The 14116-nt window shown below is 73.6% G+C and carries 14 protein-coding genes and 1 tRNA gene; 6 read left to right on the top strand and 9 right to left on the bottom strand.

The annotated features are described in order from the left end of the window. The first annotated feature begins 17 nt into the window (after positions 1-17). From HEQ75_RS18650 to minE, 4 genes are all read left to right on the top strand, one after another. Complete coding sequence (locus HEQ75_RS18650; RefSeq protein WP_168033481.1) at positions 18-974, top strand: Bug family tripartite tricarboxylate transporter substrate binding protein; 957 nt, start codon at positions 18-20, stop codon at positions 972-974. Positions 975-1150: 176 nt separating this feature from the next. Beyond that, entirely contained in the window at positions 1151-1909 is a 759-nt protein-coding gene (minC, locus tag HEQ75_RS18645) for a septum site-determining protein MinC (RefSeq protein WP_168033479.1), read from the top strand. A gap of 72 nt (positions 1910-1981) precedes the next feature. Beyond that, positions 1982-2800 (top strand): septum site-determining protein MinD, encoded by an 819-nt coding sequence (gene minD, locus HEQ75_RS18640; protein ID WP_168033477.1) that lies wholly within the window; start codon positions 1982-1984, stop codon positions 2798-2800. Beyond that, positions 2797-3090, top strand: coding sequence for a cell division topological specificity factor MinE (gene minE, locus HEQ75_RS18635; protein WP_168033475.1), 294 nt, complete (start codon positions 2797-2799; stop codon positions 3088-3090). Before minD ends, minE begins: the two co-directional genes overlap by 4 nt. Before the next feature lie 56 nt (positions 3091-3146). On the opposite strand, the gene HEQ75_RS18630 is transcribed toward minE, so the two are convergent. Further along, positions 3147-5879, bottom strand: a complete 2733-nt coding sequence (locus tag HEQ75_RS18630) for a PAS domain-containing protein (protein WP_168033473.1) — start codon at positions 5877-5879, stop codon at positions 3147-3149. A 352-nt stretch (positions 5880-6231) separates the two neighbouring features. On the opposite strand from HEQ75_RS18630, the gene HEQ75_RS18625 reads away from it, so the two are divergent. Next, positions 6232-9606, top strand: coding sequence for a M10 family metallopeptidase C-terminal domain-containing protein (locus HEQ75_RS18625; protein WP_168033471.1), 3375 nt, complete (start codon positions 6232-6234; stop codon positions 9604-9606). Positions 9607-9733: 127 nt separating this feature from the next. Here HEQ75_RS18625 and HEQ75_RS18620 read toward each other — a convergent pair whose 3' ends face one another. The 4 genes from HEQ75_RS18620 to HEQ75_RS18605 all read right to left on the bottom strand — a co-directional run bounded on the left by HEQ75_RS18620 (position 9734) and on the right by HEQ75_RS18605 (position 11581). Then, a complete protein-coding gene (locus HEQ75_RS18620) occupies positions 9734-10039 on the bottom strand; it encodes a hypothetical protein (RefSeq protein WP_168033469.1) in 306 nt (101 codons plus the stop codon). Positions 10040-10125: 86 nt separating this feature from the next. Continuing rightward, complete coding sequence (locus tag HEQ75_RS18615; protein WP_168033467.1) at positions 10126-10599, bottom strand: periplasmic heavy metal sensor; 474 nt, start codon at positions 10597-10599, stop codon at positions 10126-10128. Next, entirely contained in the window at positions 10596-11015 is a 420-nt protein-coding gene (locus tag HEQ75_RS18610) for a hypothetical protein (RefSeq protein ID WP_168033465.1), read from the bottom strand. The genes HEQ75_RS18615 and HEQ75_RS18610 overlap by 4 nt, the downstream gene beginning before the upstream one ends. Next, positions 11012-11581, bottom strand: coding sequence for a sigma-70 family RNA polymerase sigma factor (locus tag HEQ75_RS18605; RefSeq protein ID WP_168033463.1), 570 nt, complete (start codon positions 11579-11581; stop codon positions 11012-11014). Before HEQ75_RS18605 ends, HEQ75_RS18610 begins: the two co-directional genes overlap by 4 nt. Before the next feature lie 144 nt (positions 11582-11725). Between HEQ75_RS18605 and HEQ75_RS18600 the strand changes: the two genes are divergently transcribed. Further along, on the top strand, positions 11726-11974 hold the full coding sequence (locus HEQ75_RS18600; RefSeq protein ID WP_168033461.1) for a hypothetical protein: 249 nt from the start codon (positions 11726-11728) through the stop codon (positions 11972-11974). 19 nt (positions 11975-11993) lie between these two features. Here HEQ75_RS18600 and HEQ75_RS18595 read toward each other — a convergent pair. From HEQ75_RS18595 to rlmB, 4 genes are all read right to left on the bottom strand, one after another. Further along, a tRNA-Thr gene (locus tag HEQ75_RS18595) sits at positions 11994-12068 on the bottom strand. Between the two features lie 35 nt (positions 12069-12103). Beyond that, positions 12104-12331, bottom strand: coding sequence for a GH3 auxin-responsive promoter family protein (locus tag HEQ75_RS18590; protein WP_168033459.1), 228 nt, complete (start codon positions 12329-12331; stop codon positions 12104-12106). 133 nt (positions 12332-12464) lie between these two features. Beyond that, positions 12465-13232 carry a 2-keto-4-pentenoate hydratase gene (locus HEQ75_RS18585; protein ID WP_168033457.1) on the bottom strand — a complete coding sequence of 256 codons (768 nt, stop codon included), beginning with the start codon at positions 13230-13232 and terminating at the stop codon, positions 12465-12467. Further along, a complete protein-coding gene (rlmB, locus tag HEQ75_RS18580; protein WP_168033577.1) occupies positions 13229-14080 on the bottom strand; it encodes a 23S rRNA (guanosine(2251)-2'-O)-methyltransferase RlmB in 852 nt (283 codons plus the stop codon). The genes HEQ75_RS18585 and rlmB overlap by 4 nt, the downstream gene beginning before the upstream one ends. Positions 14081-14116 lie beyond the last annotated feature (36 nt).

The following is a 14116-nucleotide window of genomic DNA, read 5'->3' as shown; positions in this document are numbered from 1 at the left end:
AGGAAAAGGGACCCGCCATGCGCCTCTCGCGCCGCCACCTTCTCGCCGCCCCGGCGCTGCTGCTGTCCGCCACCGCCTTCGCGCAGTCCCGCCCGCTGCGGGTGGTGGTGCCCTTCGGCGCGGGCGGGCTGACCGATGTCGTCACCCGCATCCTGGCCGAGCCCATGTCCCAGACGCTCGGCCGGCCGATGGTGGTGGAGAACCAGGGTGGCGCCGGCAGCACCATCGGCGCCTCCACCGTGGCCCGCGCCGCGCCGGACGGCAACACCATCCTGGTCGGCAGTGTCGGCCATGCCGCCATGAAGGCGCTGTATGCCAGCTTCCAGTTCGACCCGGTGGCGAGCTACGCGCCGATCGCGCTGTGCACCCGCCAGCCCTTCGTCGCCGCGGTGCATCCCGCCATCCCGGTGACGGACCTGCCGGGCTTCATCGCCTGGCTGAAATCCCGCAACGGGGAGGCGAATTTCGGCACCGCCGGCATCGGCGCCTCCTCCCACCTCGCAGCGGAATTGCTGCGGAAATCGACGGGCGCCGGCTTCACCGTGGTGCCCTATCGCGGCACGCCGGCGGCGGTGGCGGACCTGACCGCGGGGCGGATCGACTTCATGATCGACAGCCAGACCCTGCTGGCGCCGCTGATGGCGGATAACCGCGTGCGCGGCCTGGCAGTGACCAGCGCCGAACTCTCCACCCTGCTGCCGCAGCTGCCCACCATCGCGGAGGCCGGGGTGCCCGGCTACGACGCCGCCGCCTGGCAGGCGATGTATGCGCCGGCCGGCACCCCCGCCGCGCCGATCCGTGCCATCTCGGACGCCGCCGCCGCGGCGCTGAAGGATCCGGCGACGCTGAAGCGGCTGGCCGATGCCGGCGTCGACGCCTACACCGACAATTCGCCCGAAGCGGCTGCCCGCCACCTGGCGTCGGAGGTGGCGAAATGGGGTGGGCTGGTGCGGGAGCTGGGGTTGCGCGGCTAGCCCCGCAGCCGCACCCGCGCGGCGGCGCCCGATTCGCTGCTGAGATCGCATTGCAGGAACGCCGCGCAAGCGCCTGCAATGCGTCATGCCTGCGCGAGAAGGCTTCGCGCCTTGCCGGCCGGCCGGTATAGAGCACGATCACGCCGCCCCCAGCCCCCGGGAAAACTCCCATCGCGATGTCCGCCGCGTCCAGCCACCCCGCCCCGCGCCTTGAGCCCTTCCGCCTGCGGGGGGCGAATTTCAACCTGCTGGTGATGCGGCTGCTCGACCATCGGGTGGAGGCGCTGGTGCCGGCGCTTGGCGACCAGTTCCGCCGCGCCCCCGGCTTCCTGCGCTTCGCCCCGGTGGTGATCGGCCTGGACGACATCCCGGCGCGGCCGGAGGATGTGGACTTCGCCGGGCTGGTACAGGGCCTGCGCGCGATCGAGATCGTGCCGATCGGCACCACCGGCGGCACGCCGGAAATGCGCAACGCCGCGGTCGGCGCCGGCCTGCCGCCGCTGCGCCTGGCCGGTGGCGGGCGGGAGGAGGATGTGGCGCTGGCGGCGCAACCCTCGCCGCCGCAGCCCGCGCCGCCCCCCCCGGCCGCCCCGGTTGCCGCGATGCCGGCGGCGATGGTGGTGGACCAGCCGGTGCGCGCCGGCCAGCGCATCTGGGCGCAGGGCACCGACCTGATCATCGTCGGCACGGTGAACCGTGGCGCGGAGGTGATCGCGGACGGCAACATCCATGTCTATGGCAGGCTGCTGGGCCGGGCGATCGCCGGCGGCCAGGACAATGCCGCGGCGCGCGTCTTCGCGCTGCATTTCGACCCCGAGCTGGTTTCCATCGCCGGCTATTACGCCGTGCGGGAAGGGCTGGGGGAGGCACCGATCGGCAAGACCGTGCAGGCGCGGCTGGTCGGCGAGCATATGCGGTTCGACCCCGTCGGCTGAGCCGATCCGGGTCGTTTGAAAACGGATGACGGCGCGCGCCTGGCGGGGCGGCGCCGGTTTCAGGGGGTCAGCATGGCGGAAATCATCGTCGTCACATCGGGCAAGGGGGGCGTCGGCAAGACCACCTCCTCGGCGGCCATCGCCACCGGCCTGGCGCAGCGCGGCAAGAAGACCGTGGTGATCGACTTCGACGTCGGCCTGCGCAACCTCGACCTCATCATGGGGGTGGAGCGCCGCGTGGTGTTCGACATCGTCAATGTCATCAGCGGCGAGGCGCGGCTGAACCAGGCGCTGATCAAGGACAAGCGTGTCGAGACCCTGTCGATCCTGCCCGCCAGCCAGACCCGCGACAAGGATGCGCTGACCAAGGAAGGCGTCGGCAAGATCATCGAGGAACTGTCCAAGGACCATGACTTCATCGTCTGCGACAGCCCCGCCGGCATCGAGAAGGGCGCGCTGCTGGCGCTGTACTTCGCCGACCAGGCGATCGTCGTGACCAACCCGGAAGTCTCCTCGGTGCGTGACAGCGACCGCATCCTGGGCGTGCTGCAATCCAAGTCCAAGCGGGCGGAGGAGAAGCGGGAGCCGGTGCGCGAGCACCTGCTGGTCACCCGCTACGACCCGGCCCGGGTGGAGCGCGGGGAGATGCTGAAGCTGGAGGACATCCGGGAGATCCTGGCCATCCCGCTGCTCGGCGTGATCCCGGAAAGCGAAAGCGTGCTGAAGGCGTCCAACACCGGCAACCCGGTCATCATGGATGCGGAGAGCGTGGCAGGGCAGGCCTACAAGGACGCGGTGGGCCGTTTCCTCGGCGACAAGATCGAGCACCGCTTCCTGGAGCCGACGAAAAAGGGCCTGTTCTCCCGCCTGTTCGGGGGGAGGGCGGCATGAGCTGGCTCGCCGATCTTTTCAAGGCCCGCAAGCCGGAGCCGCCGACGGCCGCCAATGCCAAGGAACGGCTGCAGATCGTCCTTGCGCATGAGCGCATCGGCCGGACGCGGGAGGATTTCCTGCCCAAGCTGCAGATGGAAATCGTCGCCGTGGTGGCGAAATATGTCGCCATCGACCCGGGCAAGGTGAATGTCTCGCTCGACCGTGGCGGCGACATGTCGACGCTGGCGATCGAGATCGACCTGCCCGGCCCGCAGGCCATGCCAAGCCGGCGGGCCGCCGCCGGCTGACCGGACCGGCGCCGCGCGGGTCAGCCGCGCCGCCCTGACAAGACCGCCCGGCCGCCTCAGTCGGGCGTGTCGTCGCCGAAGCCTTCCGGCAGGATGCGCGCCAGCGGCAGCCAGGCCTGCCAGCGCAGCCCCTCCGCCGTCCAACCCTGCTCCAGCCGCCCGCCGAGCTGGCGCAGGATGGTTGCTTCGATGAGCTGGGAGCCGAAGCCGCGTCGCGCCGGAGGCGCGCTGGCGTGCATGGCCGGAGGCGCGCTGGCGTCCGTGGCCGGCGGCGCGCTGGGGTCCGTGGCCGGAGGCGCGCTGGCGTCCGTGGCCGGAGGCGCGCTGGCGTCCGTGGCCGGAGGCGCGCTGGCGTCCGTGGCCGGAGGCGCGCTGGCGTCCGTGGCCGGCGGCGCGCCGCCCTGCCCGACGCGGCCGGTCTCGGTCCAGGCGATGTGCAGCAGCCGCTCGGCCTCATCCAGCGTCCAGGCGATCTCAAGATGGCCGTCCGGCAGGGCCAGCGCGCCGTATTTGGCGGCGTTAGTCGCCATCTCGTGGAAGGCGAGGGACAGCGCCTGCACCGCGGCGGGGGAGAGCGCGACCGCCGGGCCCTGCAGCGTGGCGCGCGCGCCGCCCTGCCCCGGGGCGGCGAGGAAGGTGGCCAGTTCCCCGGCCAGCACCGCCCGCAACTCCGCCCCGCTCCAGCGGCCTTCCGCCAGCAGCGAATGGGCGCGGGCCAGCGCGGTGACGCGGCCCTCGATGGTCGCGGCGAAAGCGGCGGGGTCGGCGCGCGGCGTCAGGCGCAGCGCCGCCTGCACCACGGCCAGCGCGTTCTTGGCGCGGTGGTCCACCTCCCGCGCCAGCAGCGCCTGGCGATCCTGCGCCTCGCGCCGCGCCGTCACGTCCTGGGTGGTGCCGATCAGCCGCACCGCCTGGCCTTCCGCGTCGCGCTCCGCCGCGCGGCCATGGCTCTCCACCCAGCGCAACTGGCCATCCGGCCGGCGGAAGCGGTAGCTGACCTGGTAGCGTTCCGCACGGCCGCAGCGCACCTCCTCCACCGCCGCGTTCAGCCGCGCCAGATCCTCCGGGTGCACCCGGTCGCGCCAGGCGGGGAAGCGGCCCAGTTCCGCCTCGCTGCCGACGCCGAAGATCTCCAAGGTCCGCCCCGTGCGCCGGGCGCGGCCATGCCGCAGGTCGATCTCCCAGGCGCCGAGATCCGCCGCCTCCAGCGCCAGGCGCAGCATCTCCTCGCTGTCGCGCAGCGCCGCCTCGGCGGTCTTCAGGGCGGTGATGTCGACATGGGCGCCGATCATGCGCAGGGCGCGGCCGGCACTGTCGCGTTCGATCTCGGCGCGGGCGGCGATCCAGCGGATCGCGCCATCCGGATCGCGGATGCGGTATTCCTGGCCGTAATGCGTCTCCGGCCGGCCATCGGCGACCACGGCGCGGAAATAGCGTTCGGCGCGGTCCCGGTCCGCGGGGTGCAGGCGTTGCAGCCAGGCCTCGTGCGTCGCTTCCTCGGCCGCGGGGGTGGCGCCGTAGAGATCCACGTAGTCGAGCGCGCGCTGGTTGGCGCCGCTGCGCAGGTCCACCAGGAAGCCACCGACGCGGCCGATCTCCTGCACCCGGCGGAACTGGTCGCGGCTTTGGCGCAGCGCCGCCTCGGCCGCCGCCACGGCGCGGCGCAGCCGCTCGAATTCCCGCAGCTCGGCGGGCGGCAGGCTGGTGGCGGCTGGCGCCGGACCGTCGGCGGGAAAGGGCCCGGTGGCCATGACGGCCACGGTTTCCGCGTGGTCCACCAGCGCCTGCACCGGGCGCAGGATGCGCCGCGCAAGGCCGCCGGCCAGGCCGAGCCCGAAGGCCAGCGCCAGCAGCGCGCCCCCGGCCAGCGCCAGCAGGATGTCGCGGCGCGCCGCGGCGAAGGTGGATTCCGGCTCGTTCACCCAGACCATCCAGGCGGGAGCCCGCGTCAGCCTGACATAGGCGGTCCGGATCGCCTGGCCATCCGCCAGGCTGCGGCCACGCAGCACGCCGGCCTGGCCGGAGGGGCCGGCATCGCTGCGCGGCGGCCGCTGCTGGCCGATCAGCGCCGGGTTGCGGGAGTGCGCGACGATCAGGCCCTGCCCATCGGTCAGCGCCGCGGCGCCGGCGCCGGTGGTCGCCTGGCCAGCCAGAAGCGTCGACAGGCGCTGTGGCTCGAGCGGCATGCCGATGATGCGCCAGACCACGCCGTCACGCAGCACGGGCGCCAGCACCACCGGGACGAAGCGGCCGGAGACGCGGCCGGTCGCGGCATCGGTGACCAGCGGGCGGCGCTGTTCCACCACCTGCCGCACCCACCGCCCGCCACCGCCCTGGCCGGTTGCGCCGCCCGGGCCGGGCAGGCTGTCGCCTTCCGGCAGGCCGGTGTGCATCAGCACGCGGCCCTCCGTGTCCATCAGCGTCACCCAGCCGCCGAAGGCTGCGGCGGTGCGGGCGGACAGCCGGCGGAAGCCCGGCAGGTCCACAGGGTCCTGCAGGCTGTCGGCCGCGCCCAGCACCTCCAGCGCCGAGAGCTGGCCGTCGATCCGGCTGTCCATGGCGGAACGCAGCGCCTGCGCCGTGTCCACCAGCCGGCCCTCCAGCGCCCGGTCGCGGCTGCGCAGCGCCTCCCAGGAGGCGACGGCGCCGAAGGCCACCGCTGGCAGCAGCACCGCCAGGACCAGGGCGAACAGGTAGTGGCGCAGCCCGGCAGGCGGCATCGAGGGCGTGATCGGGGGCGGCGCCGTGTCGGCGGGCAGGGCCGGGCCCTGAGCCCGATCAGCAGTCATCCGCGTGGATTCCAGCGTGGTCCGGCAACCCTGCCGCAGGGGCGGGACGGCGCCGGGGGTTCAGATGGACCGGACAGGAGGCTTTGCCGCAAAGCCCGCTGGCCGAAGCACGACTCCTACAGCAAGCGTAATCGAGAAGCGACGCTGCCGCCGCGGGGCATACCGGGCCGCTGCCGGCCCGGACACGAAGATCTGATCCGGCAGGGCGTCGGGCGCGCGCGCCGGACGCCCTGCGGGGCCACCGCCGACATGGGCCTGCCTTGGAATCTTAACAGGACGTTACCCTCATCGCCCGGGTAACTCGCCGCGACCGGCCGGGCACCTCACGCCGGCCTGCGGGAGACACTGCGCCATGGCCACGGGCATCTTCATCAACGAGATCCACTACGACAATGACGGCACCGATACCGGTGAGGCGATCGAGGTGGTCGGCCCGGCCGGCACCGATCTGACCGGCTACACGCTCGTGCGCTACAACGGCAACAATGGCGCGGTCTACACGACGCCGGCGGTCGAAGGCGGCCTGTCCGGCGTGCTGGCCGACCAGGGCGGCGGCTTCGGCACCCAGGTCGTGACCTACCCCGCGAACGGCCTTCAGAACGGCGCGCCGGACGGCATCGCGCTGGTCGACCCCGACGGCAACGTCCTGCAATTCCTGAGCTACGAGGGTTCCTTCACCGCGACCGACGGCCCGGCGGCCGGCATGACCAGCACCGATATCGGCGTGCTGCAGGGCGGCAGCGACCCGGTCGGCTCCGCGCTGCAACTCACCGGGAATGGCACGGTGGACACCGACTTCACCTGGGCCGCCACCGCCGGCAGCAACAGCTTCGGCGCCATCAACCCCGGCCAGAGCTTCGGTGGCGAATCGCAGCCCGGCTTCAACCTTTCGGCCGATTCCCTGGCCCTGACCGAGGGCGGCGCGGCCGGCAGCTTCACCCTGGCGCTGCTGACCCAGCCCACCGCCGAAGTGACCGTGATGCTGACGGCGCCGGTCGGCGAGCTCGCGCTGGACAGCGCCACGCTGGTCTTCACGACCGAGAACTGGAACCTGCCCCGGACGGTCAACGTGACCGCCCTCGAGGATTCGCTGCCCGAGGGCAGCGAGGTCCTGGCCATCGCCCTGACGGTCACCTCCGCCGACGCCAATTATGACGACATCGATCCGGTGGTGGTCGAGGTGACCGTGCAGGACGCGCTGCCGCTGACCGCGATCTACGACATCCAGGGCGCCGGCCACAGCTCCGGCTTCCTCGGCCAGACCGTCAGCACCAGCGGCATCGTCACCGCGGTGGACAGCAACGGCTACTACCTGCAGGACGCGGCGGGCGACGGCAGCATCGCCACTTCCGACGCCATCTTCGTCTTCACCAGCAGCGCACCCGCCGTGACGGTCGGCGATGCGGTGACGGTGCGCGGCACGGTCAGCGAGTTCTTCCCCGGCGGCGCCGCCACGGGCAACCTCTCCACAACGCAGATCAGCGCCACCCAGGCCTCGGCCACCCAGGTGACCTCCTCCGGCAATGCGCTGCCGGATGCCATCCTGCTCGGCCCGGACGGCCGCCTGCCGCCGACCGGGGTGATCGAGGACGACAACTTCGCCAGCTTCGACCCGACGACGGATGGCACCGACTTCTTCGAGAGCCTCGAGGCGATGCGCGTCACCGTGCAGGCGCCGACGGTGGTGGGCGCGACCAACGGCTTTGGTGAGATCTACACGGTGGTGGATGCGCCGGGTGGCGGGCTGAACGCCACCGGCCTGAGCGACCGCGGCACGCTGAACATCGAACCCGGCACCGGCGGCGCCGGCGTGACCAACGTGGTCGGCGGCGACTTCAATCCGGAACGCATCCAGATCGACGACGACACCGGCCTGTTCAACCAGGCGACGCCGGAGGCCGATGTGGGCGACCGCCTGACCGACGTGACCGGCGTGGTCAGCTACAATTTCGGCAATTACGAGGTCCTGCCGACCCAGGCCTATGGCGTCGCCGAGGATGCCGGCCTGGCGCGCGAGACCACGGCGCTGGTCGGCGTGGGCGAGAAGCTCTCGATCGCCACCTACAACGTGCTGAACCTCGACCCGAAGGTGGAGGACATCAACCTGGTCAATGGCCGCAGCAGCTCCAACGTCGATGACGATGTGGGCCGCGGCCAGTTCGACGCCATCGCCCGGCAGATCGTGGACAACCTGCACACGCCCGACATCATCGCGCTGCAGGAGGTGCAGGATGGCGACGGCGCGGAGATCAGCGACCTCGTCTCCGCCGCCGCCACGCTGCAGGCGCTGGTCGATGCGATCGTCGAAGCCGGCGGCCCGCAATACGCCTTCGCCGACAACCCCTTCATCGGCAACGGCACCAGCGGTGGCCAGCCCGGCGCCAACATCCGCACCGCCTTCCTGTACGACCCGGCGCGGGTGACGCTGGTGGAAGGCTCGCTGCGCACGGTGACGGACCCGGTGGCGCAGCAGACCGACACCTCCGCCCCCTTCTACGACACGCGCCTGCCGCTGGTGGCCGACTTCGTCTTCCAGGGCGAGACGGTGACGGTGGTGAACAACCACCTCTCCTCCAAGGGCGGCAGCACGCCGCTGTTCGGTGCGGTGCAGCCGCCGCTGAACGGCTCCGAGGCGCAGCGCCAGGCGCAGGCGGAGGCGCTGGCCGACTTCGTGCGCGACCTGCAGGTGGCCGACGCCAACGCCAACATCGTGCTGCTGGGCGACCTGAACGAGTTCGAGTTCGAGGAGCCCCTGCAGGCCCTGGCCGGCCCCACCGGCCCGCTGGTGAACCTGACGGAGACGCTGCCGGCGCTGGAGCGCTACTCCTACAATTTCGAGGGCAACAGCCAGTCGCTGGACCATGTCCTCGTCAGCGGCAACCTGGTCGCCGAAAGCCGCTTCGACGCGGTGCATGTGAACAGCGAATTCGCCGACCAGGCCAGCGACCACGACCCGCTGGTGGTGGAGATTGCGCTCGGCCAGCTGGCGCTGGAAGGCGATGCGGGTGCCGACCGGCTGGTCGGGCGTGGTGGCGCGGACCGGCTGGAAGGGCTGGGCGGCGATGACCGCCTGCTCGGCCGCGGCGGCAACGATCTGCTGGATGGCGGCGAGGGCGAGGACCGCATCGTCGGCGACGCCGGCGCCGACAGCCTGATGGGCGGCGCGGGCAACGACACGATGTGGGGCGGCGCCGATGACGACCTGGTGATCGGCGATGCCGGCGCGGACCGGATCCTGGGCGATGCCGGGAATGACCGCCTGTTCGGCCTGGCCGACGAGGACGTCATCCTGGGCGGCGCCGGCAACGACCTGCTCGAGGGCGGCGATGGTGCCGACCGCCTGCTCGGCCAGGCCGGCGACGACATCCTCTTCGGTGGCCTCGGCGCCGATGTGCTGCTCGGCGGCACGGGCGCCGACGTCTTCAGCTTCGGCGGCTTCGAGGAAAGCCTGCGCGGCCAGTCCGACCGCATCCGCGACTTCTCGGTGGCGGAAGGCGACAGGATCAGCTTCGTCGCGATCGACGCCAATGCGATGGCGGAGGGCGACCAGGCCTTCGCCTTCGTCGGCGAAGGCGCCTTCCTGGGCGGCGGCCAGGGCTCGCTCCGCCTCCTGTTCGGCGCCACCGGCACGGCCATCCAGCTGGATGCCGGCGATGGCGGCGAGGCGGAGATGGTGGTGCTGCTGGTCGGCCAGCCGGCGCTGACGGCGAGCGACTTCATCCTGTAGGGCCCGGCATTCTTCGCCCTCTCCGGCCGCCATCCCCGCGAACGGGCGGGGTGGCGGGTTGGATGGGGGGAGGGTCGCCTTCAGGCCGGGCGGCTGGGTCCGTTCCTCCGCCCACTGGCGCGCCACCTCATCCCGCGCGGGGATGGCGGTGGCGGGGCGCGGTGGGGAGGGGTGGCGGGAGGGTGACCCCATGGCCCGTCCGCAGCGCCCCGCCCGACTCGCCGCCCCTTGGGAAGCCGGGCGGGGCCTCGGCCTCCAGGCAGGTCATCAGCCGGTCCATCAACTCGGCCAGGCCGAAGACGAACAGATCCGTCTCCGGGCCGCGCCGCCTGGCCAGCGCCGCCAGGTCCAGCAGCCCGCGATAGATGTCGGCACAGTCGGCCGGCAGCATCAGGCTGGTCGCCACCGGCTGCGGGACCGGCGCGCCGGTCACGCAGCCGGCCAGCAGCAGGGCGCCAGCCAGGGCGCCAAGCCCGGATCCGCCCCGCCGCCTTGCCGCCGGCACGCCCGGGACCAGTATCAGGGCCGGCGCAGCTCGAAGGCCGCCAGGGTCCGGCGGCCCTCCGGCGACAGCAGCGGCACGGCCTCCAGCAGCACCTGCCGCGCCAGCTCGGCGAAGGGCAGGCGGTCGGCGCCGATCGCCTCCAGCGCCGCGGCCAGCCGGGCCTCGTCCAGGGGCTCCTGCTGCATGGCCGCCCGTGCCGTCGCGACGCGCTCGAGGAATGCGGTCCGCGCCGCCAGGAAGCCCGGCAATCGCCGCAGCGCCACCTCGCGCAGCACGGCCGCATCCTGCGCCGGCAGCACCTCCGCCAGGCGGCGCAGGGCGGCCATGGCGGCGGTTTCGCTGTCGGGCCAGGCCAGGGTGGCCGCCGGCGTCGGCGGCCGGTGCTGCGTGCGGGCCAGCAGGAAGCCGCCCAGGAACAGGTTAAGCGCCAGCGAGGCGAGCAGCAGCCGCCGCAGCATCCGCGCCGCCGGGGTGAGGGGTTGGGTCATCGCAGGGCCTCCGTATCCAGCGCCACGTCGCCCAGCAGCACCGCCAGGACCGGCACCGCCGCGGGCTCCGGCTGTGGCTCGGCGCCGGCGAACCAGCCGAGCAGCAGCATGGCGGCGAGGCTGGCGCCGACCGGCCGGCTGAACAGCCAGCGCCAGTCGAGCCGCGCCTCCGCCCGCGGCAGGGCCCGGATGCGGGCCAGCGCCGCGGCGATCACCGCCTGTTCGCGCGCCGCATCGGGTGCCGCCGCCCCGGCCTCCGCCAGCAGCGTGTCCAGCCGCCTTGCGGCTGCCCATGCCTGCCAGGCGCGCTGGTCCTGCCGGATCAGCGCCTGCGCTGCCTGGCGCTGGTCCGTGGGCCAGCGCTCCGGCCGGCCACCCTGCGTCTGCAGCAGCAGGCGCAGCTGTTCGAGCGTCATTCCCGCCTCCCCAGCGAATCCTGCACGCCCTGGCGGGCGCGCTGCAGCAGCGACCAGAAGGCTCGCAGCGACAGGCCCATGATGCCCGCCGCGGCCTCCCCGCTCGCCTCCTCGTAGTAGAAAAGAACGATGGCGGCGCGTTGCCGCGGCGGCAGCCGGGCCACGCTGGCGGCCACCAGCGCCCGTTCCTCCGCCTCGCCCAGCATCTCCAGCGGGCCGGCGCCCGGATCCGGCCGATCCGGCAGCCGGTCCATCGGCGCTTCCCGCCGCCGCCGCAGCCGGTCCAGGCAGAGGCGATAGGCGATGGTGGCCAGCCAGGTGCCGACCGAGCCGCGCTCCGCCCGCCACTCCCCGGCATGGGTCCACAGCCGCAGCAGCACCTCCTGCGCCACCTCATCCGCCTCCGCCCGGTTGCCCAGCAGGCGCTGGGCGAGGCGCAGGATGCGCCCGGTATGCCGCTGGGCCAGCCGCCGCAGCGCGGCCTCCTCGCCATCCTGCAGGGCGCGCATGAGGGTGGCCTCGGCCGGATCCGCCTCGGGGGCGGCACGGGCAGGGCGGAGCGTCATGGCGGCGGTGGAAGCGGCATCGGGCATCGCAGCCCCTACGGCCGGCGGCGGCGGAATCATCGCCCGGGTGACGCGATTCGGCGCACGAAAACTTTGCCGGACGGCGACGTGGGCAGGGGACCACCCTACAGGAGCGGCCGCCGCATGGCCCATCCCCTCCGCACCGCCCTGATCCTGGCGGCGCTGCTGCCGCCTGTCCCGGCTCTGGCGCAATCCGCCGGCGCGCAACGCGCCGCGGCGCAGGCCTGCCGGGCCGAGTTCCGCAGCCTCTGCAACGGCGTTCAGTCCGGCGAGGGCCGCCGCGCCGCCTGTCTGCGGGAGAGACAGGACCGGCTTCCGTCGGGCTGCCGCCAGGCGATCGGTGCGGCGCGGACGCAGCCTGGCGGGGGATGAGGCGGTGGCCGGGGTATCGTGGTGCCGGGTGAGGGGATCGAACCCCCGACCTTCGGTTTACAAAACCGCTGCACTACCGCTGTGCTAACCCGGCGATTGGCCCAGCACTAGCGCGCCCTGCCGCGCCGCTCAAGCATGGCCGACCTGGCCGAAGGCGTCGTCATTGGTGGCGCGGACCACGGCGGCGAACAGCCGCAGCGCGTCCGGGCCGCCGCGGTCGGACAGGGTGCCGCGCTCCATCTCCTCGGCCAGCAGTTCCGCGTGCTCGGCCAGCGTCTCCGCGGCGCGGCGCAGCGCCTCCCGCGACAGCACGAGCTGCAGGTCCTCGGGCAGGGTGTTCCAGTCGGCGATGCGCATGGCGGTCCCGTGGCAGGGGCGCCATTCTGGCGGAGCACCGCGCGGCAGGCTGCGGCGGCCGCAGGATGCACCCGCTCGGGTTTCCAGATGGTGAAGCCCTGAGCGGCCAGGTTCACCCCGGTGCAGCCTTGGCTCAGGTGAAGTGCAGGTCCACCCGGCCGAGCGTGTCGAATTCCACCACCACCGCGCAGGGGCCCTCGATCCAGATCGGCGGGGTGACCGAGCCGAGGAAGACCACCTGGCCGGCGCGCAGCCCGCCGAAGGCCTCGGCCGCCGGGGAAGCGGCCAGCCAGGCCAGCGCCGCGAAGGGGTGGCCGAGCAGGTCGGCGCCCACGCCCTCGCCCCGCAGGGCGCCCGCCACCTGCATCCGCCCGCGCGTCGCCGCCAGGTCCAGCGCCTGCCAGCCGGGCGCCGGGGCGCCCAGCACGCCGGCGGCGTGGAACACCTGGTCGGCGATCAGCGTCGGCGTGCCCAGCGCGGTCAGGTCGTCATAGCGCTTTTCCACCACCTCGATGGCGGCGAAGACCTCCGCCACCGCCGCGCGGGCCTGGTCCTGGGTGCAGGGGCCGGCGGGCAGGTCGGTGGCCAAGCGCAGCCCGACCTCGCATTCCACGCCGGGTGCCACGAAATCGGCGAATCGCAGCCGCGCCGGCGTGCGGTGCAGGCCGGCGGCCGGCACGAAGCCTGCGGCAGGGCCGGACAGGCCCAGATAGGCCTGCATCTGCCGGGTGGTGGCGCCGATCTTGAAGCCGGCGGGCGGCAGCGCGCCCATGGCCTGCGCCACCTCCCGCTGCACGGCATAGCCGCCGGCGGCATCGGCCGGCGCCAGGGCGCCGAGCGGCGCCAGGTTCTGCCGGGCGTGGCGCGCGGCCAGGATCGCGGTGGCGGCGGGGCTGGTCATTCCGGGGTCTCCTCTTCCTCCTGCTCCTGCGCGGGGGCTTCAGCTTCGGCCGGCGCCGCGCGGGCGATCTCGTACAGCGCCACGGCGGCAGCGGCGGCGACGTTCAGGCTTTCCACCCCCGGCGCCATGGGCAGGTGCACCAGCTCGTCGCAGGTCTCCCGCTGCAGGCGGCGCAGCCCGGCATCCTCGGCGCCCAGCACCAGCACGCAGCGCCGGTCGCGCGGCACGGCCTCCGCCAGGCTGCGCTTGCCCTCGCCGGCCAGGCCCAGCACCCAGCAGCCGGCGCGCTGCAGCGCGACGATGGCGCGCGAGAGGTTCACCTCCCGCGCGATCGGCACCAATTCCAGCGCGCCGGAGGCAGCGCGGGCCAGGGCGCCGGTCTCGGGCGGCGCGTGGCGGTCCTGCATCACCACGCAGGCGGCCCCGAAGGCGGCGGCGGAGCGCAGGATGGCGCCGACATTGCGCGGGTCCGTCACCTGGTCCAGCACCAGCACCGGGCCGGGGCGGTCGGCCAGCGCCTGCTCCAGCGGCAGGGGTGTCAGCGGCTCGCACAGCAGGGCGGCGCCCTGGTGGATGGTATCCTCGGCCAGGAAGGTCTGGAAGCGGTTGCGCTCGACCCGTTCGGCCGGGATCCGCCAGGGGCGCGGCAGGTGCTCGGCCAGGGCCGCCTCGGCATCCACCGTCAGCAGCAGGCGCTTCACCCGGCGGCGCGGATTGCCGAGCGCGGCGGCCACGGCATGCAGGCCATGCAGCCACAGCGTCCCGCCGGGCGGCACGTCGCGCGCGATGGCGGCCGGGGAGGGGCGGGGCGCCCGGGCCGCGGGGGCGGCGACGACCGGGGCGCGCAGGAGCTTCGGCTCGCCGGTGCCGCGACGGTCGCGGCC

The sequence above is a fragment of the Falsiroseomonas selenitidurans genome, from assembly GCF_012103215.1.
Taxonomy (GTDB): Bacteria; Pseudomonadota; Alphaproteobacteria; order Acetobacterales; family Acetobacteraceae; genus Falsiroseomonas; species Falsiroseomonas selenitidurans.
This window is presented reverse-complemented; position numbering and strand designations above follow the sequence as displayed.

Bases quoted from the DNA above. Each gene is read 5' to 3' on its own strand.
- HEQ75_RS18625 (WP_168033471.1), top strand. From the start codon at position 6,232: ATGGCCACGGGCATCTTCATCAACGAGATCCACTACGACAATGACGGC.
- HEQ75_RS18615 (WP_168033467.1), bottom strand. From the start codon at position 10,599: ATGACCCAACCCCTCACCCCGGCGGCGCGGATGCTGCGGCGGCTGCTG.
- HEQ75_RS18605 (WP_168033463.1), bottom strand. From the start codon at position 11,581: ATGACGCTCCGCCCTGCCCGTGCCGCCCCCGAGGCGGATCCGGCCGAG.
- minD (WP_168033477.1), top strand. From the start codon at position 1,982: ATGGCGGAAATCATCGTCGTCACATCGGGCAAGGGGGGCGTCGGCAAG.
- HEQ75_RS18590 (WP_168033459.1), bottom strand. From the start codon at position 12,331: ATGCGCATCGCCGACTGGAACACCCTGCCCGAGGACCTGCAGCTCGTG.
- HEQ75_RS18585 (WP_168033457.1), bottom strand. From the start codon at position 13,232: ATGACCAGCCCCGCCGCCACCGCGATCCTGGCCGCGCGCCACGCCCGG.
- HEQ75_RS18600 (WP_168033461.1), top strand. From the start codon at position 11,726: ATGGCCCATCCCCTCCGCACCGCCCTGATCCTGGCGGCGCTGCTGCCG.
- HEQ75_RS18610 (WP_168033465.1), bottom strand. From the start codon at position 11,015: ATGACGCTCGAACAGCTGCGCCTGCTGCTGCAGACGCAGGGTGGCCGG.
- minE (WP_168033475.1), top strand. From the start codon at position 2,797: ATGAGCTGGCTCGCCGATCTTTTCAAGGCCCGCAAGCCGGAGCCGCCG.
- HEQ75_RS18630 (WP_168033473.1), bottom strand. From the start codon at position 5,879: ATGACTGCTGATCGGGCTCAGGGCCCGGCCCTGCCCGCCGACACGGCG.
- minC (WP_168033479.1), top strand. From the start codon at position 1,151: ATGTCCGCCGCGTCCAGCCACCCCGCCCCGCGCCTTGAGCCCTTCCGC.
- HEQ75_RS18650 (WP_168033481.1), top strand. From the start codon at position 18: ATGCGCCTCTCGCGCCGCCACCTTCTCGCCGCCCCGGCGCTGCTGCTG.